The organism is Prauserella shujinwangii (genome assembly GCF_003001955.1).
Classification (GTDB): Bacteria; Actinomycetota; Actinomycetes; order Mycobacteriales; family Pseudonocardiaceae; genus Qaidamihabitans; species Qaidamihabitans shujinwangii.
In genome coordinates this window covers 153294-171241 of sequence record NZ_PVNH01000006.1, presented here as the reverse complement: position 1 = coordinate 171241, position 17948 = coordinate 153294, and the positions used below count along the sequence as shown (strand labels likewise).

Below are 17948 nucleotides of genomic sequence, written 5' to 3'. Positions count from 1 at the left end.
GCGCCCGGCCCGTCCCGTCGCGTACGTGGCGGCATCCATCCCGGCACGGCGGGCTGCCGCTCCGCTCCGCCCACCGGCCGGGCGGCGCGGCCCGCGTGGTGGGCCGGTAGCGCCGCTCGGCGGCGGCGCGCCAATCCAGGAGGAACATGAGCCAGCCTCCTTGCTCAGCTATGTACCCTCCGTCGTCGCTCACCGTGAGCATCGCGTTATCGATGGCTCCACCCCGACGCCGAATCGTGACAACGGCCGGTGACACCGCGTCAAGGGCGCTGGCGCGTCGCTGCGCGATCTACGACCCTTGACACGGCATCACCGGCCGCGTTCGAGGCTTCTTGTCGGGGTGGGGGAGGGGAGCGGGTTTCGGGACTGCGGGACAGTCACGGGACAGCAGGCGGCGCCTGCCCTCTCCCTAGCGGAATCGGCCCTGATCAGGGCATATGCGAGCCGGTCAAGATCGACACGGCTCATAATCCCTTGGCCGCGGGTTCGAGCCCCGCCCGGCCCACTACCTCTCACCAGGCGAAGCATCTCGTCGGCCGCCCATTCAAGATCACTTGTCCATGGTTCTGTCCATGGACGCCACGTTATCGACCGCACGATCCGGCCCGCACTTGGCGATGTTCCGGTGAGCAAGCTCAGCGCGCGTAATCTCGAAACGCTGTACGGCGAACTGCGCGGCTGCCGCGCGCTGCGATGGCTCGCCGTTTATCGAGCACAGGGCCGAGGGCGAGCACGACTGCGAGAAGGCGAAGTGCAAGCCGCACGAGTGCAAGCCGATGGCACAGTCGTCGGTGCACCGGGTTCAACTCGATCATCAGCGGTGTGCTGGGCGCTGCGATGCGCTGGGACTGGAACAGCTCGAACCCGGCGAAGGTCGCGCAGCGGCCACGGCAGGCACCTCCGCAGCCCGATCCGCCGTCACCCGCGCAGGCGGCGAAGCTGGTCGAGAAGGCGTTCGAGCTGGATGAGGCGTGGGGCACGCTGGTGTGGCTCGTGATGACGACCGGAATGCGCCGAGGAGAGGTGTGCGCGCTGCGCTGGTCGCGGGTCGATCTGGACGAAGGCATTGTCGAGGTGCGCAGCAGCTACACGACGCTGCGCGGCGTAGACAGGGAGAAGGACACGAAGACCCACCAGATGCGCCGCATCGCGCTCGACACGGAAACGACCGTGTTGCTGCGCGAGCACAAGAGGCGCTGCCAGGCGATGTACGCGGAGCTGGGCGTGGCCTGGAGCGAGGACTCGTACGTTTTCGTCGGTATGAGGGGAGAACTCGACAAGTCGTATCCGCCGGATGCCGTTTCGAACCGTTACAAGAAAATGGCGACCAGACTGGGTATCACGACGCATCTTCACGCATCCCTGCCGCCGTGGCGGGATCCGCGAGCGTCCATGACTTGCCGGCGGTCTGGACGTGGAGCATTCGGGCGTAGGCTTTCAAAATGCGGATCGGCGAGCTGTCCAAGCGCACGGGCGTGAGTCCGCGCTCACTGCGGTACTACGAAGAGCAGGGCCTGCTGACCAGCTCCCGCTCCGGCGCTGGGCAGCGTCACTATTCCGACGCCGAGGTCCAGCGCGTGTCGCTCATCCGTCGGCTGTTCGACGCGGGCATGTCCAGCCGGGTGATCGCGACCGTCCTGCCGTGTGTGGAGACCCCCAGTGACCCTGGCGTGGTCGAGCTGGCGTTCGCGACGATGACGCGCGAGCGCGACCGGATCGACGCCGACATCGCGCGCCTGATCGAGACCCGGGATGCGCTCGACGAGCTGATCAGGGGTAACAGCCGGCACCGGGCGGAGCTGTCCACGGCTCCGGAACCGGTGGCACGGTCGACCTGATGCTGTGACCTGCGCCGCAGCCGGTTGCCTCTGACATCGATGTGAGAGGTGAGGATGGCTGCAGAGCCCGGAAGCACCGGGGTCGGTCACACGGGAGGCGGCACAAGATGGGGCAGGCGTGGGGTTTCGGCAGGTATGGCGGGCCCGAGGTGCAGGAGTTCTTCGATCGTCCCGATCTCGCCCCCGGCCGCGGCGAGGTGCTGATCCGGGTCGACGTCGCCGGCGTGAATCCCCTCGACCACCTTCTGCGCTCTGGCCTGGTCTCCGGGCTCGACGGCGGGCGTCCGTTTCCCCGCGTGCTGGGCATGGAGGCGGCGGGAACGGTTCTCGCCCGGGGCGAGGACGTCGTCGGGCTCGAGGTGGGTGACGCGGTCTTCGGTTTCGCGCTCACCGGTGGCGGCACCTACGCCGAGACGACGGTGCTGTCCGCGCCGAACACCGCGCGCATCCCGGCGGGCCTGTCCGCGACCGTGGCGGCAACGCTGCCAGTGGCCGGGACGACCGCGGTGGACGCCCTCGACCAACTCGGCCTCCCGGCCGGTGCCACGGTCCTGGTCAACGGGGTCGGGGGCGGGGTCGGTCTCGCCGTCGCCCGGCTGGCCGTCGAGCGCGAGTTGCGTGTGATCGGCACCGGGAGTACCGCCAAGCGCGAACATGCCGAGACCATCGGGGTGCGGTTCATCGACTACACCGCCGGGGACGTCGTCGCCGCGGCACGGGAGCTGGTTCCGGGCGGCTTCGACGGGATCGTCGACCTGGTCGGCGGCACCTCGCTGCGGACGGTCGCTCCACTGGCCCGGGCTCCCCGCAACGTCATCGCCGTGGGTGATCCGTCCGTGCCCGATCTCGGTGGGCGTGTCGTCGAGCGCCGTCTCGACCGCGAGAACCTGGAGCGGTCCGCCCGGCTGGCCCTCGACGGAGTCCTCGCGCCCGTGATCACCGCGGTCCATCCGCTCTCCGAAGCTCCGGCCGCTCTCGCCACCGTCGAGAACGGTCACGCTTCGGGCAAGGTCGTCATCAAGGTGACATGAGACGTGCCCGGCTGGCCGTCACCGAAGGCCGTCATCACATCTGCCCGGGTCAGCTCACGGATTCAGCGACCGCAGTCCCAGCGGCCTGATGAGACAGCGGCACCGTCAACCCGCGTCCACCGGTCGGTGGCATCAGCGGGGCACGACCTTGTCGGTGATGCGCGAGGGCGCATCCTGGGACACCGTCGCGCCGGAGAACTCGGCCAAGCGCGCGGCGAGCTCACCGGTGGTCGAGCCGCGGGCGGTCAACGACAGCACGATCTCATCGATCCCTGACAGCCGCTGCGGCACCCGCTGCGGCATGGACCTCCCGTCCCGAGCGCCCGCATCACACCCGTCGCCGTGGTCAAGGCCCACAGCTGCTTGCCATCGAAGGCGGGTCCTCGGAGGTACTGGTGCCGACGATGCGGTCGGTGGCGTCCCGCTTGGCCGCCAGCTGGTCCAGGTCAGTGCGAGCGGGTCCGGGTGCCGACCAACGTCCAGCCCCGGGAGGAAACCGTGCGAGTCGTTCTGCCTGTCGGACAGGGCAGGCAGCGGCGCCAACGCCGCGCCGCCGAATACTGGCCGCCTCCGCGGGTCCATCGTCGGCTGTGGTGACAGCGCGCGGATGTCAACCACGACCAGTGCATGACCGACAACCTATGAACGGCCGGTCCGGCGGTGCGGGCGAGTTCGGGCACGCCGTGCCCGTGTCGCCCCCGTACCGCGTGGCTGGCACGGCGTGCGGCTGCGGGCGGGTTTGTCTCCTTCAGGGATCGGTCACGAGCAGAGCGCCGTGACGGACCGCAGCGCGACATCGACCGAGGCTTGGAGATCGTCGCGCTCGGCACCGGCCGCGGCGTGAACCGCGAACCCCTCGCTGAGCACCATGACGAATCGCGCCAGTGCCCGGGTGTCGACCTCGTTCGGAAGATCACCGTCCTGCACTGCTCGCGACAGCCGCTCTGCGAGTGCGTCCTCCGTAGTGGCCCGGCCTGCGGCGAGGAGCTCGGAGATGCCAGCGTTCTCCGGCGAGCAGGCCAAGCCGCCCTGGATGGAGAGGCATCCGCGGGGGTGATCGCCGGCAGTCAGGGCGTCGACGTTGCTGCGCAGGAAGCTCTCGATGACGGCGTATGCGGTCGGCTGCTCGAAGGCGTCGCCGAGGTAGGCCACTTTGGTCTCGAGGTAGCGGTCGAAGGCGCGTTGGAACAGCTGCTTCTTGCTGCCGAACGTGGCGTACAGGCTGGGCCGGTTGATGCCCATGGCGTCGGTGAGGTGGCTCATCGACGTCCCTTCGTAGCCGTGCCGCCAGAAGACTTCGACGGCGCGGTCGAGGATCGTCTCCTCGTCGAAGCCGCGAGGCCGGCCCGTACTCGGCTTGTCTGTGTTCACCGCGCCATCCTACCGCTCGGTACAAATTGTGAAGCACTTCACCAACCGATCGGTACAAAAGATGTTAGGTTGGCTACCGAACGGTACAAAATTCGGCGGGAGGGGAGAGACCGTGACCACGATCGGGATCATCGGTGCCGGCGAGGTCGGGAGCCAGATCGCGCGGGCGGCGCTGGCGAACGGGTACGTCGTTGTCCTGGCCAACTCGCGGGGGCCCGAGACCCTGGCGCACCTCGTCACCCAGCTCGGTCCGGGCGCGTCCGCCGCCTGCGTGGCGGCCGCGGCGGCCGCAGGCGACTTCGCGGTGCTGGCGATGCCCCTCACCGGGGCGGACCGGCTGCCGGTCGAGGAACTGGCCGGGAAGGTCGTACTGGACACGAACAACTACATGGTGTGGCGCGACGGCCATAGACCGGCCATCGATTCGGGTGAGAAGACCGAGCACGAGCTGCGCCAGGAGCAACTACCGACATCCAGGATCGCCAAGGCCTTCACGCACATCCAGGCGCCGGTCTTGCTCACCGCCGGGCGGCCGGCCGGTGACCCCGACCGGTTGGCGCTGTCGGTCTCGAGCGACTTCCCCGATGCCGTCGCCCTCGTGACCCGGCTCTACGACCAGTTCGGCTTCGACACCGTGGACAACAGTCCGCTGCGGGAGTCCTGGCGCACCACGCCAGGCCAACCCGCCTGGAACCGCCACGCCCACCAGAACCGCGCCGAGCTGGCCCGCAACCTGCGCAACGCCCGGTTCGTAGCCCACGCACGCCCCTGATCACAGGTACCTGGCCCAGCACCACATCACCGAGAGGGAACACCCATGCCGACACGACCGCTTGAGGGCAAGACCGCGCTGGTGACCGGGGGTTCCCGGGGCGTGGGCGCGGGCATCGTCGCTCGCCTGGCAGCCGACGGCGCGACGGTCGCGTTCACCTACGCCCGGTCGGCCGCGCGCGCGGACGCGGTAGCGGCCGCGGCCGTCGCGGCGGGAGGCACTGCACACCCGATCTGTGCCGACAGCATGCACGAGGAGGACGTCGCCACCGCGGTCACACAGTCTGTCGATCGGTTCGGTGGCCTGGACATCCTCGTGAACAACGCCGCCGTAGGCTTCTTCGCCCCGATCACCGACCTGCGGATGGACCAGATCGACGCGATGCTGACGGTCAATGTGCGCTCCGCCATCGTCGCGATCCGCGAGTCCCTGCCCCACCTGGCCGAGGGTGGGCGGATCATCAACATCGGCAGCATCAACGCCGACCGCACGCCATTCCCCGACCAGTCGATCTACGCGCTGACCAAAGGTGCGCTGGCGAGCCTGACCCGCGGCCTCGCGCGTGAACTGGCACCGCGCGGGATCACCATCAACAACATCCAGCCCGGACCGATCGACACCGATGCCAACCCCGCCGACGGGCCCGTCGCGCCAGCGATGCTCGGCGTCATGGCGACCGAACGCTACGGCACCGCAGCCGAGATCGGCGCCTTCGTGTCCTACCTCGCCGGGCCCGACGCCGACTACATCACCGGCTCCAGCCTGAACATCGATGGCGGTTTCGCCGCCTGACGCCCATCGGTGCGAACCGAGCGGCGGGGACCTGTCCGGCTCCCCGTCCGCCGGGCGCTTCGACAACATCGACCCGCCACCGAGGAGGTGATCGGCAGGTCGCGGACGGCATGCTCGAGGATGTCGGCCAAGCCGTCGCGGCCGCCCCGTCCGCGTTCGGCACCACCGGAGGGCCACCGACCGAGAGCTCCGCGCACGCTGGTTGCGGCTGCGGGAAGCTCGTGGCGGGCGAGCTCGAGCTCGTCCACCGCCACCGCAGACGGAGGAGACGGTCCCAACCGGGACGACGCCACTGGTGCCACGAGTGAGGCGTCTGTCGGTTCCGGCTGAATACTGGTTCTGGCACGGTTTCCGTGATGGCCCGGTTTCTGGCTCGCTCCGGGGTGGTTGATCGTGTTGCGAGTGCGTTGTTCTTGATCTCGTTCGGGTTCTGTGGCCGCATCTGGCGTCGGTGCGGGTGGAGGCAGTATCGGTTGTGGGGCAGGTACCGCAGAACGTCGCCGAAACCGTCGCTCCCACAGCCGCCTGCACGGGCTGCGGAGCGGTGTCTGGCCGGGTGCACAGCCGGTATGTGCGACACCTGTCCGACACCGCCTCGTCCGGTCGTGCGGTGCTGATCCGACTGCGGGTCCGCCGCCTGTTCTGCGACGACTCTGCTTGCGTGAAGACCACGTTTGCCGAGCAGCTGCCGGAGCCGGCCGGCCGTCACGCCCGCCGTACCACACTAGCGAATCACGGAAACCGTGCCAGAACCACGATTCGACCGGCGTTGACAGCGTACGGGCCTGGCTCGGCTTGCCACATCCTGGACGTGCCACTCGAGTACGCAGGCGGTGAGGCCGCTGCCGGTGAGGGCTCGTGGGCGGTCTCGCCCAGTGCGACGGTGGAGTCCCGGGGAGAACACAGTCAGCCCCACTGTCAACCAAGCCTGGGCAGACCCCCCTGCCACTGCCGGCCCGTCGAGTCGTTGCGCGCGCCCACCGATACGCTTCCCACCGAGGTCTCCGGATAGATGCTGATCTTCTTGGTCGTTGATCCATCTACCGGAGACCTCGCTATACCCAGACACCAGGGCCCGTTCCTAAACAGTTCCTAGTCGACGGGAGCGGTGAGCCACCGGGAATTCTGCATGACTGTTCGTCCGGAGAATTCGTGGAATCCATTCCAAACCTGGATCCGTTCTGGCGTTAGGCGGATATAGACGAACCCGGGCATACTGCGCGGATCATGGGAGACCTCAGCGTATCGATCAGCGAGGTCCGGATCAATCGCGGGAACCGGGACGAACCGGGCGCGAGCGTCGACCATCACGACATCCGTCGTGTCACCGAGCGCGATCCGGGCGTGGCTTGTTCGCTTAAGGTTGCTGACGGTGCGGCTTCTCTCGAAAGTGGCCGTGACGAACTCGCCCGAGTCCCAGACGTATGCGACGGGGATGAGATGTGGCCCCTGACTGCTGCCCGACGCGAGCCAGAACTGGCTGCCGGCCTGCACGCGCTCCTGCGCCGCGGAACGGCGCTCGGCAAGGGTGCGCGCAACGAGCTCGATGTGGTTCGCCATGTGACGTACCTCCTTGTCTGTTTGGTCACGCTTCTCACGCTTGCGCCGGCTGGTAGAGGCCGACAGTCGTGCCCTGGTCGTCCTGACAATGAGCCATACGGCCAACACCAGGGATTTCCTGCACGTCGCCGGCGGTGCCGCCGAGTTCCTTGACCTTGGTTACCGAAGCTTCGATGTCGTCGGTGGAGAAGTAGACAACTGGGTGTTTGCCCTCGCCAGCGGACACTGCGCCCCCGGGCTGGGCGCCATCAACCATCTGATAGTCCATACCGCCAAAGTCGCTGAACTTCCAGCCGAACAAGGCTCCGTAAAACTCGCGGGCACGGTTGGTGTCCGGTGTGGGCAACTCGAACCAAACCAATTGAGTCGTCATAACAAATCTCCCTTTCCATCGGTGTGAGATGCGGGCCCTGGCGCCGACAGCGCAGTCGGGGAGCTTCGCTCCAACCCGCGTTCGCAGCAAGGACGCCAACCGATCGCGGAACTCGACACGGAGGACGAAGTATTCAGTCGCCGGGCGCGCGCCTGTACGACCGTCGTGTCGTCTATCAACCGTGGCTGGAAGCGCCATTCGAGCTAGTCGAGGGCGGCAAGCCTGGATTGCAGGTGCCGCTCCTCGACCGCGTTCGTGACCAGGTTAAGCGCGCGGACGAAGGCATCGCGGGCGCTGACGGTGTCGCCAGTGCGGTGCAGCAGCTCGGCGCGGGCGACGTGATAGGGGTGATAACGCTCCAAGCCTGTGATCCTGGCGAGCAGCTCCAAGCCGGCCTGGGGCGTGGTCGCCATGGCGAGCGCGACAGCACGGTTGAGCGCCACCACCGGCGACGGATCAAGTTCCTCCAGACCGGCATAAAGCTCGGCGATGACCACCCAGTCGGTGGCCTCAGCGGAGGGGGCCCGCGCGTGCTCAGCGGCTATGGCGGCCTGGATCTGGTAGGTGCCTGGCTGTGTTCGACGGGCGGCTGCCCTGAGCAGGCGTAGTCCTTCCTCGATGTCGTCGCGATCCCATTGAGTGCGGTCTTGATGCTCCAGGGTGACCAAGTCCCCGTCCGGGCTGGTGCGGGTCGCTCGTCGGGAATGTTGAAGCAGGAGCAGGGCAGCCAGGCCGAGGACCTCGGGTTCGTCCGGCATCAACACCGCCAGCAGCTTGGCGACACGAACGGCTTCGGCACACAAGGCCGGCTGGACGAGTTGGTCGTCGCGGCCACCTCGCACATAGCCGTTGGTGAACATCGTGTAGATAACAGCCAGCACCGAGTTCAACCGTTCGGGCAGGGCCGCCTCGGATGGCACCGCGAAGGTGATGCCGGTGTCACGAACCCTTCTTTTCGCCCTCACCAGGCGCTGCGCCATCGCCGCTTCCGACATCAGGAACACGCGGCCCACGTCGGCGGCGGTCAGACCGCACACCGCCTGCAGCGTCAGCGCAACCCTTGCGGACAGGCTCAACGCCGGGTGACAGCAGGTGAACACCAACGCCAGACGTTCATCGCCGAGAGCTGTCAGCCCCGACTGCCACTCGACGTCGCCGACACCGGCGGGGTTGAGCTCGCGTGCCGTCGTGGCGGCATCTGCCAGACTCTGACGCGCCCTTTCTTGCTTGGCCTCGACCCGACGCAGGCGATCGAGGCCGCGACGACGGGCGACGGTCAGCAGCCACGCCACGGGGTCGTCTGGAGTCCCGTCCTTGGGCCAGTGACGCATCGCTGCCTCGAGTGCGTCGGCCAACGCGTCCTCGGCGACCTCGAAGTCGTTGAAGCGGTGGACCAATCCCGCGAGCAGCCGGGCACGATGCGCGGAGAACGTCTGATGCAGTGCGGCGGCAGCACGCGCGTAGCGATCGGCCGGCCCGGATCCGCGCTCAGGACCATCGCCGTCGGCGACGCCACCGTGCGCTCGCCGAGGGGTCACTCAGCAAGCACCTCCCGAAGGCGGTCGGCCGGGTCGTACCACCCGGGCACCGCTCGGACGGGGCGGACCTCCACCCCGGCGTCGGACGCCATCGGGCACGCTGCCGCCAGCTCCAGGGCCTCGTCGAGGTCACGGCACTCGAGCAGGAAGTAGCCGGCCAACCACTCATGGCTCTCGGCAAACGGACCATCGGTCACTAGTCGCTCACCGTCCCGCACCCTGACCGTCGTCGCGGCGTGCGCGCCCTGAAGTGGGTCAGCCCCCCGGAAGACACCTCGCTCGCGCAACATCGCGACATAATCCAGCACGGCGTCCCGCTTGGCGGCGTACTCCGCGCTGCCTTCCGGCGACCAGTCACAGTTGTAGAGCAACACCATGTACCGCACGAGAACCTCCATCAGTCAGGAACGCGGACATACTCTCCCCGGTACAAGGACGCCATTCACCTGCGGCACTCGACAGGTGCCGGGCGACCAACTTCCACTCGGCAGAGCTCAGCACGCTGACGTGACCGGGAAGCGCAGTGGAGCGACCAGGCGTCCTCCAGGAACACGCTGCTACCACCACGCGACGGGGATCTCCCACGGTGAGACGGTGGCGATCACGCGGTCGTACGGCGGGTGGCAGGGTAGCCGAGCCCGCCAGGTCTGCGCGGCTGGGAGTCTGTTGTGGGCGAGTACGTCGCGGGCGGCGTATCCGTCTTGTGCCGCGGTGGCATGGTTGATCAGATCGACGGCGATCTGGCGCGTGGTGGATCGCCGATGGCGCCGATGGTGTCGATGAAGGACAACCCGAGCCGTGTGTGTGGACGTGGAAGTCCAGTCGGCTGTTGTCGACGAGCCACCGTCGGCCCTGCGGTCGGCCGCCCAGCGTCTCGGCTCCACGATGATCGACCGTGCCTGGCTGAACGATGCGGACCTGAGCCCGATCCCGAATCGGCCCAACCTTCCTTTGGCGCAGGCCCGTCGCCCCACCCACGGTCATCTTGATCTGATCCATCACTAAACGGTGTCTCATGCGTGGGGTTGGCGTGGCTGACGGACATGTCAAGGCTTCCTCCGGCGGGGCGGGAGGTGGTGTGGATGCGGGTGGTGGCTGCGATCGGCGCGGGGTGCAGTCTCGCGCCTCGACCCGGCGTTGTGCTGGTTAGCCGGTGAAGGGTTCCAATGCGAAGCGGCCGATCGCCACGAAGGCGGTCAGCGCGAGGTAGAGCCCGTCGACCAGTGCGGCTTTGGTCTCGCCGCGGCGGATCCTCATGATCACGGCACCGGTCATGATCAGCGCCAGGCCACTGGCCGCCAGTGGTACCAGGATCGGCGCGATGTCGAGCAGGGCGGGCAGGATCAGCCCGACCGCGCCGAGGATCTCGAGTGTCCCGATGGTTCTGAGGGTGGCGGGCTGGAAGTCGAGGACCCAGCGCGAGGCGTGGCCCATCGCGGCCATCTTCTCCCTTGGGACGAACAGTTTCCCGAAGCCGGAAAGCAGGTAGACCGCGGCCATGAGGCCGGTGGTGATCCACAGTGCGATGTTCATGAGTTTTCTCCTGGGCAGTTTGTCTGGGGGGGGGGTGGCGGGCGCGGGCGGACCCAGGTCCTTGGCCCGCCCGCGGCTTGGGAGCGGATGCCCGTGTCAGGCGTACTGCCCGGGCTGATAGTCGCCGCCGGGCGTGCGGGTGATCACGTTCAGCCGGTTGAAGGCGTTGATCAGGCAGATCTGCGCGACCAGGGCCATGAGCTGGCCTTCGTCGAAGTGCTTGGCTGCGTTGGCCCACGCCTGGTCGGTGACGCCGCTGGTGTCGGCGAGGCGGGTGCCTTGCTCGGTGAGTTCGAGCGCCGCCCGCTCGGCCTCGGTGTAGACCGTCGTCTCCCGCCACGCCCCGACCAGGTTGATCCGCACCGTGCTCTCACCGGCGGCCGCGAGGTCCTTGGTGTGCATGTCGAGGCAGCCGCCGCAGCCGTTGATCTGGCTGGCGCGGATGTTCACCAGCTCCCGCACGGTGTTCGGCAGCGCGGAGTCGGTGACGATCTTGCCGGCCGAGATGATGTACTTCGCGACCTTGGCCCCGAGCTCGTTGGCCATGGGGTTGATCCGGTTCTCCATCTTCGGTCTCCTTCGTCTTCGGATGCTTGCACCACTACGACGAGGCACGCCGGCAAGAGGTAACAACTCCGGTGAGCGATGTGCGCTACTCGGGTCTGGCGGGCAGGTCCATGGCGTCGAGGCGCTTGCGGTCGCTCACGGTCAACAGTTCGACGATTTGGCCGTTGACCACGGTGCACGCCGCCACGCCGAGCACCTTGCCGTTCGCACCCCAGGCCACGAAACCGGGCTCGCCGTTGACCATGACCGCCCGCGACGAGGTCATCGCCTTCATACCGCGCACGACCGCCTCGGCCACCTCGGCGGCCCCGACCGTGGTCAGCGCGCCCTGCGGGTGCAGCGTTCGCCAGGTCACGTTCGGATCGAGCAGCCGCATGAGCCCTTCGAAGTCCCCCTCGCGCGCCGCGGCGAGAAAGGCGTCGACCACGGCGCGCTGGCGCCGCCGCTGCTGGGGCGGCAGCGACGCGTCCCGCACTTTCCGGCGGGCCCGGCTGGCGAGCATCTTGGACGCACTGGCGGACCGGTCGATGATCTCGCCGATCTCGGCGAACGGCACGGCGAACATGTCATGCAGCACGAACGCCAGCCGTTCGATGGGCGTGAGGGTCTCGAGGACCACCAGCAGTGCCATACCGACCGAGTCGGCGAGCATCGCGTCGTCCTCGGGTGCCGCCCCACCCTCCACGGCCACCACCAGCTCGGGCAGCCGGTCTTCATACGACAGCTCGGGCCGGGCCTTGCGGGAGCGCAGCACGTCGATGCAGACCCGGCCCACCACGGTGGTCAGCCAGCCGGCCAGGTTGTCGATCGCGGCCACGTCATGCCGCGCCAATCGGATCCACGCCTCCTGCACCGCGTCCTCGGCGTCCGCGCGCGACCCGAGCATCCGGTAGGCGACCGCCACCAGGCGCCCGCGCTGCTGTTCGAACGCTCCCGCCAGCGTTTCGTGCATACCCGATCCCGATCCGGTCATGTCGTTACCTTCCCAGCGCGAACTCCGTCATGGAGATGACGGGCCCGAAGGCGCAAAGGTAACCGCACGGCGACCACCCTGGTGGAAGCACAGCGGCGGCGAGGGTCTGTCAGAGACACGGTGTAACTGGTCCGACACGCTGTGTTTGGCTCGGGGAAGGGGCCAGCCGTGGACGAGACGATGGGGCCGATGTCGGCTCAGGTTGATCAGCGGCAGTGGGCGCAGCAACGTGTGGAGTCCGCCCGTAGCGGGGGCGTGGAGTTGGCCGGTCCGGATGGGGTGTTGACCGGGCTGACGAAGCAGGTGCATGAGACCGCGCTGGAGGCGGAGATGAGCGAGCACGTCGGGTACGAACCCCACGCTCGGGCCGGGCACCATAGCGGGAACTCGCGTAGCGGCACGCGGTCGAAGACGGTGCACACCGAGATCGGACCGGTGGAGATCGACGTCCGGCGCGATCGGGACGGGAGTTTCGAGCCGCAGTTGGTGAAGAAGCGGCAGCGACGACTCTCCGGGATCGATGAGATCGTGTTGTCGTTGACGGCTCGCGGATTGACCACCGGCATCTGGGCCGGCGACGGCGCCGAAGGCGGCAAATGCTGGCTGTCGGTGCTGACTGAGGGTCTGCCCAGGCTTCGGTTGACAGTGGAGCTGACTGTTTTCAGGCCGCTGCTGCGGTCGTGTAGATGGTCTCAAACTCGACCGGGGTGAGTTTGCCCAGCCTTCGTTGCCGGCGTTCGCGGTGGTATTTCGTCTCGATCCAGGACACGATCGCCAACCGGAGTTCTTCCCGGGTGCGCCAACGCCGGGTATCGAGAACATTCTTTGCAGCAACGAAAAGAACGACTCCATGGCGGCATTGGCGGCCGTCGCTTCTGGTTGCGCCATTCCACTCCAGCGACGTGAAGAAGCTGTGTCACTCAGCGGCACCGACGCGTCCGCTGGACCCTCGGCTAGGAGATTCTGTGGCGGTAGGCGGCTGTGGCGACGAGGTAGGCGATGATGAGGATGCCGACGCACCAGGCGAGAGCGATCCAGATGCCGGTGCCGACCGGTTGCTGTGTGAACAGGGCGCGGAGGGTGTTGACAATGGAGGTTACCGGCTGGTTCTCGGCGAACCAGCGAACGGATGTGGGCATGGTGTTCGTTGGTACGAACGCCGAGCTGAGGAACGGCAGGAAGATGAGCGGGTAGGCGAACGCACCCCCGCCTTCGGCCGACTTCGCGGAGAGACCGGCGAGCATCGCGATCCACGTCAACGCCAGGGTGAACAGGAGGAGGATTCCAGCGGCCGCGAGCCAGGCCAGCAGGTCGGCGCCTGAGCGGAAGCCCATGAGGAGGGCGACGCACACGACGAGCACCAGCGAGATCAGGTTGGCGACCGGCGAGGTCAGCACGTGCGCCCACAGCACGCTCGACCGTGCGATCGGCATGGAGTGGAACCGTTCGAAGATCCCGCTGCTCATGTCGGTGAAGAGCCGGAGAGCGGTGTAGGCGACGCCCGATGCGATCGTGATGAGCAGGATGCCGGGCAGCAGAGCCGCATCCGGCGTGCCGCCGTGTCCGGCCGGAACACCGCGACGCCGCCGTTGGGCTGTGAGTACGCCCCTTGAGGCCCTCGAAGACGATCTGCCCGTAGTGTAGGCCGACGGTCGCGGGATCGAGCCGAATGTCCTGAAAGGGCGTGAGCTGTCCGTCGTGCCATCCACGCTGGGCCGACCAGCGCATCGTCACCATGTGTTCGGTGAGTACCCGGCCGAAGCCGGGATCGCGCATGCGGCTCGCCCGTTCCGCGGTGTCCAACCGAAGCCGCTCCGGCAGGTACCGGGTGCTGAAGCCGGTGTGGCCGATATCGACGCGGTCCATTCCGCTCCCCAGTGCCGAACTTCCCGACAGGGCACCAGAATGCTCGCGCTGTCGCGGCCACAGAAGGAGATTGAACGGTGGGGAAAGTCGCTCCCGGATGCGCTGTGCCGACCAGACGCGCACGCCCGAGGCAAGGCCGCGAGGATTCGGCCATCCACCTGCGCGCGGGGCTACGGTCGGCCGGCGGCGATGCGCGCCAGGCTGGAGAGCGAGTCCGTGCCCGGGCTGAGGTAGTGGTCGTGATCGGCCACGTCGGATGTCGGGAAGACGCGGGCACCGAAACGCGGGTCGGCGGGCTTCGTCCCGTGGCCGAACCCGAACAGCCGGGACCGCGGCACCCAGCGGATCCAGTCGCGGGTGGACTGTCCGGCCCACAACCGCGCGTCGATGCCGAGCTGGGCGGCGTTGTCCACGCCCATTCCCGGGCTGCCGAAGACCGCGACGTCGCTCACCCGTGCCGGTAGACCGGAAGCCGCCAGACCGATGACCGTCGAGCCGTAACTGTGTCCGAAGAGCGCTATGCTCGCCCGTGGACAGACGACCACCAGGCCCGCCAGGAAGCGCCGCAACGCCAGCGCGCCCGCTTGAGCGCGTTCCTGGCGCGCCACGGCGAGGTCGTTCCCGTTCGGTGTGTCGTAGCCGAGCCATGCGATGACGGCCAGTCGGCCGGGGTTTCCGGCCCTCCGGCACGCCGCCTCGTACAGGACCGCTGCCTGTGCCGAAGGCGACCGGTAGCCCTCGCCGCCCACGCCGTTCCAGAAGTTGACCACCCGGTTGCCCGCCCCCGGCACGAGCACGGTGATCCGGTCGGCCGCGGCCAGGTCCCCGAACACCCGCGCGATCCGGCCGCGGCCGCGCGGGTCGAACAACAGGTACCGTCCGTCGCGATCTCGGTACGGGGGCCCGGCCGCGTGCATCAGCAGGTCGTTCGCCGCGTACCGCAAGGCCGGGGGTGCTCCGTCCAGCGCCCCCAGCACACTCGGGTGCTCGGCGACCAGCCGTTGCCGTTCGGCGGCGCACGCCGCGGTCAGGAAGCCGTGCACCGCGACGGGATCGGCCCGCACCGGACACGGCAGGTCCCGGCTCCCGGCGGGCGATACGGCCAGCTCGCTCACGTTCGGCACACGGCCGACAGTGCCGATGTCCGGGCGGTGCGGCATCGGCCGGGCGGCCACATTGCGCGCCCCGACCGTGACCCGCGGATGTACGCCCCCGGGTGGACATCCGCCACCTGGCTGCTTCGCCATGGTTGGCTAGGATCGGACCATGTCCGCCGCCGACTCTCCCGACACCGCCGTGAAGGGTGTCGCGGCACGGGTGGTGGGACGGTGATCCGGGTCGTCGTCGCCGATGACCAGGCGCTGATCCGCACCGGTCTGCGTTCCGTTCTCGGGGACGCCGAGGACATGCTCGTGGTGGGTGAGGCCGGGACCGGTACGGAGGCCGTGCGGCTCGCCGAGGAAACGCGGCCGGACGTGGTCGTGATGGACATCCGGATGCCCGACATGGACGGCATCGAGGCCACCCGGAGAGTGACCGAGGGCTCGGACGCGCCGCGGGTGCTGATGCTGACCGCCTACGACGCGGACGAGTACGTGTACGCGGCACTGCGGGCGGGGGCAAGCGGATTCCTCAACAAGGACACGCTGCTCGACAGCATCCTCTCCACCATCCGGGTGGTCGCCGCGGACGACGCGCTCGTCACGCCGAACGCCACACGCCGCCTGGTCGCCGGATTCGCGGGGCGGCGACCTGGGGCGGCACCCCAGCCGCTCGAAGGGCTGACTCCCAGGGAGCGGGAAGTACTCGCACTCGTCGGCCGCGGCCTGTCGAACAGCGAGATCGCCGAGCAACTGCAGATCAGCGCGGCCACAGCGAAGGCACACGTGGCCCGGTTGTTCTCCAAGCTGGGCGCTCGCGACCGTGTGCACCTTGTCATCAGCGCATACGAGACGGGCCTGGTGACACCACGCCGCTAGGCCGTGTCCGGTCGTGTGCCCGGGCCCGCCGTCCTGCGCGCCCCTTATCCCGCGGATGTACACCCTCGGGTGGGTCGCGGCTCCCGCGATGTGGCCTGCGGGCCGATGTGACGGCCGCCTCGGAGTCGGCATCGTGGGAGCGTGACCGCCCGCCACGACAGCTGGGAGAACTCCGTGATCCGCCTCGACCGACCGTCTCTCACCAGCGCAGTGGTGAACCTGGTCTCTCGCTGGACGCCTTACCTGGACGCCGAGCTGCACACGCTGCGCGAACTCGTCAGACCCGGCGACGTGTGTGTCGACGTCGGTTCCGCGGCCGGCGTGTACAGCCAGGCGCTTTCGTGCCTCGCCGGGCCACAGGGCGCCGTGCACAGCATCGAACCGCTGCCGTTCTCGCACCCGGTGTGGTCCCGTGTGCTCGGCGCGCGGCGGCGGCCGAATGTGCACCAGCACACCAAGGCACTCGGCGCCGAGCCGGGGCAGGGAGCGATCCGGGTGCCGTTCGGGCCCTACGGACCTGCCACGAGCCGGGCCTTTCTCGACTGGAAAACTCAGAACCTCGGTTCCACAGCCGAGTACCTGTACCACATCGACATGCTCGTCGACACGGACACTCTGGACGGATTCGTGGCGGACGTCAGCCCGGGCCGGGTCGACTTCGTCAAGATCGACGTCGAGGGTGCGGAGCTGTACGTGCTGCACGGTGGGCAGCGGACCATCGAGACCCGCCGTCCCACGATGCTCATCGAGATCGAGGCGCGGCACACAGAGCGGTACGGGTATTCCCCCGACGAGGTCGTGGAGTGGCTGACCTGCCGGGGCTACACGATGTACGCGTGGCGGCGCGGCTGGCGCCCCGCGGAACGCGTGTGCGTGCATTCCCACAACTACCTCTTCCGGCCGTCAGCGGGCGTGAGCGGATAGCGGGGTTCTCCCGCTCACTGGTACACCATCCTTAGGTCGGCGATCTTGGACGGATCGTTGATGCACCCGAGGTGCCGCCGGGTCATTGCCCTGCTCGCTTGACGCGCTGGACGTCCATCGTGAGTTCTGCGAGGCCTGGCGGTTCCCGGGGTGTGCCGACCGTCGACAGGGCTGTGCGCCGTCGAGCGCCGAACAGTGAGCGATGCGGCAGTCACGCCCCGGCACCGAAAGTTGGGTGCCTCCCCACTGGGATCAGCAGCGAGGAGGCTGTCATGAAGTCAGCCCCATCGGTTCTGCCGGAGGAACCACCAGGCGATCCGACGTCCGGTATCGACTGGGCTCGCGACGACCACGCGCTCGCGATCGTCGATGCCCGGGGCCGCCAGGTCCACCGGTGCGTCATTGAGCACAGCGCCGCCGGAATACGCACCCTGCTTGGCGTGCTGAACAAGCATGGTGTCGGCGAGGTCGCGATCGAGCGACCCGACGGGCCGGTGGTGGACACGCTGCTGGAGGCCGGACTCACCGTGGTGGTGATCAGCCCGAACCAGCTCAAGAACCTGCGCGGCCGCTACGGCTCGGCCGGCAACGAGGACGACCGCTTTGACGCCTTCGTGCTGGCCGATACGCTGCGCACCGACCGCGCCCGGCTGCGCCCCCTGATCCCGGACACACCGGCCACACTCGCGTTGCGCCGCGCCTGCCGGGCCCGCAAGGACCTCGTCTCCCACCGGGTCGGCGTCGCCAACCAGCTGCGCGAGCACCTCAAGCGTGTGCTCCCCGGCACGGTCGGTCTGTTCGCCGAAATCGACTCGCCGATCAGCCTTGCCT

General features: G+C 68.3%; 18 protein-coding genes and 4 pseudogenes. 10 read left to right on the top strand and 12 right to left on the bottom strand.

Features of this window, described 5'->3' with window-relative positions:
- Positions 1 to 822: 822 nt before the first annotated feature.
- From B0I33_RS30420 to B0I33_RS16105, 3 genes are all read left to right on the top strand, one after another.
- On the top strand, positions 823 to 1479 hold the full coding sequence (locus B0I33_RS30420) for a site-specific integrase (RefSeq protein ID WP_245900744.1): 657 nt from the start codon (positions 823 to 825) through the stop codon (positions 1477 to 1479).
- Entirely contained in the window at positions 1443 to 1838 is a 396-nt protein-coding gene (locus B0I33_RS16110) for a MerR family transcriptional regulator (RefSeq protein WP_106179600.1), read from the top strand. Before B0I33_RS30420 ends, B0I33_RS16110 begins: the two co-directional genes overlap by 37 nt.
- A 107-nt stretch (positions 1839 to 1945) precedes the next feature.
- Positions 1946 to 2869: an NADP-dependent oxidoreductase gene (locus B0I33_RS16105; RefSeq protein WP_106179599.1), complete on the top strand. Its 924-nt coding sequence runs from the start codon at positions 1946 to 1948 to the stop codon at positions 2867 to 2869.
- 141 nt (positions 2870 to 3010) lie between these two features.
- On the opposite strand, the pseudogene B0I33_RS16100 reads toward B0I33_RS16105, so the two are convergent.
- Together B0I33_RS16100 and B0I33_RS16095 are read right to left on the bottom strand one after the other, a co-directional pair.
- A pseudogene (locus B0I33_RS16100) lies at positions 3011 to 3154 on the bottom strand (IS256 family transposase); the annotation flags it as partial.
- A gap of 474 nt (positions 3155 to 3628) precedes the next feature.
- Positions 3629 to 4240 carry a TetR/AcrR family transcriptional regulator gene (locus B0I33_RS16095; protein WP_106179598.1) on the bottom strand — a complete coding sequence of 204 codons (612 nt, stop codon included), beginning with the start codon at positions 4238 to 4240 and terminating at the stop codon, positions 3629 to 3631.
- Positions 4241 to 4352: 112 nt separating this feature from the next.
- On the opposite strand from B0I33_RS16095, the gene B0I33_RS16090 reads away from it, so the two are divergent.
- The 3 genes from B0I33_RS16090 to B0I33_RS30900 all read left to right on the top strand — a co-directional run bounded on the left by B0I33_RS16090 (position 4353) and on the right by B0I33_RS30900 (position 6816).
- Entirely contained in the window at positions 4353 to 5012 is a 660-nt protein-coding gene (locus B0I33_RS16090; protein WP_106179597.1) for an NADPH-dependent F420 reductase, read from the top strand.
- A 45-nt stretch (positions 5013 to 5057) separates the two neighbouring features.
- A complete protein-coding gene (locus B0I33_RS16085) occupies positions 5058 to 5804 on the top strand; it encodes an SDR family oxidoreductase (RefSeq protein WP_106179596.1) in 747 nt (248 codons plus the stop codon).
- 451 nt (positions 5805 to 6255) lie between these two features.
- A complete protein-coding gene (locus B0I33_RS30900) occupies positions 6256 to 6816 on the top strand; it encodes a transposase family protein (RefSeq protein WP_425440482.1) in 561 nt (186 codons plus the stop codon).
- A gap of 80 nt (positions 6817 to 6896) precedes the next feature.
- Here B0I33_RS30900 and B0I33_RS16075 read toward each other — a convergent pair whose 3' ends face one another.
- The 7 genes from B0I33_RS16075 to B0I33_RS16040 all read right to left on the bottom strand — a co-directional run bounded on the left by B0I33_RS16075 (position 6897) and on the right by B0I33_RS16040 (position 12348).
- Positions 6897 to 7364, bottom strand: coding sequence for a pyridoxamine 5'-phosphate oxidase family protein (locus tag B0I33_RS16075; RefSeq protein ID WP_106179594.1), 468 nt, complete (start codon positions 7362 to 7364; stop codon positions 6897 to 6899).
- A gap of 34 nt (positions 7365 to 7398) precedes the next feature.
- Entirely contained in the window at positions 7399 to 7737 is a 339-nt protein-coding gene (locus B0I33_RS16070) for a VOC family protein (protein ID WP_106179593.1), read from the bottom strand.
- 203 nt (positions 7738 to 7940) lie between these two features.
- Positions 7941 to 9275, bottom strand: a complete 1335-nt coding sequence (locus B0I33_RS16065) for an RNA polymerase sigma factor (protein WP_342750067.1) — start codon at positions 9273 to 9275, stop codon at positions 7941 to 7943.
- Entirely contained in the window at positions 9272 to 9673 is a 402-nt protein-coding gene (locus tag B0I33_RS16060) for a YciI family protein (RefSeq protein WP_245900742.1), read from the bottom strand. The genes B0I33_RS16065 and B0I33_RS16060 overlap by 4 nt, the downstream gene beginning before the upstream one ends.
- Before the next feature lie 748 nt (positions 9674 to 10421).
- Positions 10422 to 10808, bottom strand: a complete 387-nt coding sequence (locus B0I33_RS16050; protein WP_106179591.1) for a DoxX family protein — start codon at positions 10806 to 10808, stop codon at positions 10422 to 10424.
- A gap of 96 nt (positions 10809 to 10904) precedes the next feature.
- The gene (locus tag B0I33_RS16045) at positions 10905 to 11375 is read right to left on the bottom strand and encodes a carboxymuconolactone decarboxylase family protein (RefSeq protein ID WP_106179590.1); all 471 of its coding nucleotides are present in this window, start codon (positions 11373 to 11375) and stop codon (positions 10905 to 10907) included.
- A gap of 85 nt (positions 11376 to 11460) precedes the next feature.
- Positions 11461 to 12348: a sigma-70 family RNA polymerase sigma factor gene (locus tag B0I33_RS16040; RefSeq protein WP_106179589.1), complete on the bottom strand. Its 888-nt coding sequence runs from the start codon at positions 12346 to 12348 to the stop codon at positions 11461 to 11463.
- 189 nt (positions 12349 to 12537) lie between these two features.
- Here B0I33_RS16040 and B0I33_RS16035 point away from each other — a divergent pair.
- Positions 12538 to 12912: pseudogene (locus B0I33_RS16035) on the top strand (transposase); the annotation flags it as partial.
- A 97-nt stretch (positions 12913 to 13009) separates the two neighbouring features.
- On the opposite strand, the pseudogene B0I33_RS16030 reads toward B0I33_RS16035, so the two are convergent.
- The 3 genes and pseudogenes from B0I33_RS16030 to B0I33_RS16020 all read right to left on the bottom strand — a co-directional run.
- A pseudogene (locus B0I33_RS16030) lies at positions 13010 to 13221 on the bottom strand (IS3 family transposase); the annotation flags it as partial.
- An 80-nt stretch (positions 13222 to 13301) separates the two neighbouring features.
- The gene (locus B0I33_RS16025) at positions 13302 to 14057 is read right to left on the bottom strand and encodes an ABC transporter permease (RefSeq protein ID WP_281259421.1); all 756 of its coding nucleotides are present in this window, start codon (positions 14055 to 14057) and stop codon (positions 13302 to 13304) included.
- 327 nt (positions 14058 to 14384) lie between these two features.
- Complete coding sequence (locus tag B0I33_RS16020; RefSeq protein WP_181193321.1) at positions 14385 to 15338, bottom strand: alpha/beta hydrolase; 954 nt, start codon at positions 15336 to 15338, stop codon at positions 14385 to 14387.
- A gap of 204 nt (positions 15339 to 15542) precedes the next feature.
- Here B0I33_RS16020 and B0I33_RS16015 point away from each other — a divergent pair, with 204 nt between their 5' ends.
- The 3 genes and pseudogenes from B0I33_RS16015 to B0I33_RS16005 all read left to right on the top strand — a co-directional run.
- Positions 15543 to 16193, top strand: coding sequence for a response regulator (locus tag B0I33_RS16015; protein WP_245900740.1), 651 nt, complete (start codon positions 15543 to 15545; stop codon positions 16191 to 16193).
- A gap of 141 nt (positions 16194 to 16334) precedes the next feature.
- Positions 16335 to 17117: an FkbM family methyltransferase gene (locus tag B0I33_RS16010; RefSeq protein ID WP_106179586.1), complete on the top strand. Its 783-nt coding sequence runs from the start codon at positions 16335 to 16337 to the stop codon at positions 17115 to 17117.
- Between the two features lie 272 nt (positions 17118 to 17389).
- Positions 17390 to 17839: pseudogene (locus B0I33_RS16005) on the top strand (IS110 family transposase); the annotation flags it as partial.
- Between the last annotated feature and the right edge of the window lie 109 nt (positions 17840 to 17948).

Bases quoted from the DNA above. Each gene is read 5' to 3' on its own strand.
- B0I33_RS16110 (WP_106179600.1), top strand. From the start codon at position 1,443: ATGCGGATCGGCGAGCTGTCCAAGCGCACGGGCGTGAGTCCGCGCTCA.
- B0I33_RS16105 (WP_106179599.1), top strand. From the start codon at position 1,946: ATGGGGCAGGCGTGGGGTTTCGGCAGGTATGGCGGGCCCGAGGTGCAG.
- B0I33_RS16085 (WP_106179596.1), top strand. From the start codon at position 5,058: ATGCCGACACGACCGCTTGAGGGCAAGACCGCGCTGGTGACCGGGGGT.
- B0I33_RS16075 (WP_106179594.1), bottom strand. From the start codon at position 7,364: ATGGCGAACCACATCGAGCTCGTTGCGCGCACCCTTGCCGAGCGCCGT.
- B0I33_RS16070 (WP_106179593.1), bottom strand. From the start codon at position 7,737: ATGACGACTCAATTGGTTTGGTTCGAGTTGCCCACACCGGACACCAAC.
- B0I33_RS16060 (WP_245900742.1), bottom strand. From the start codon at position 9,673: ATGGAGGTTCTCGTGCGGTACATGGTGTTGCTCTACAACTGTGACTGG.
- B0I33_RS16050 (WP_106179591.1), bottom strand. From the start codon at position 10,808: ATGAACATCGCACTGTGGATCACCACCGGCCTCATGGCCGCGGTCTAC.
- B0I33_RS16045 (WP_106179590.1), bottom strand. From the start codon at position 11,375: ATGGAGAACCGGATCAACCCCATGGCCAACGAGCTCGGGGCCAAGGTC.
- B0I33_RS16040 (WP_106179589.1), bottom strand. From the start codon at position 12,348: ATGACCGGATCGGGATCGGGTATGCACGAAACGCTGGCGGGAGCGTTC.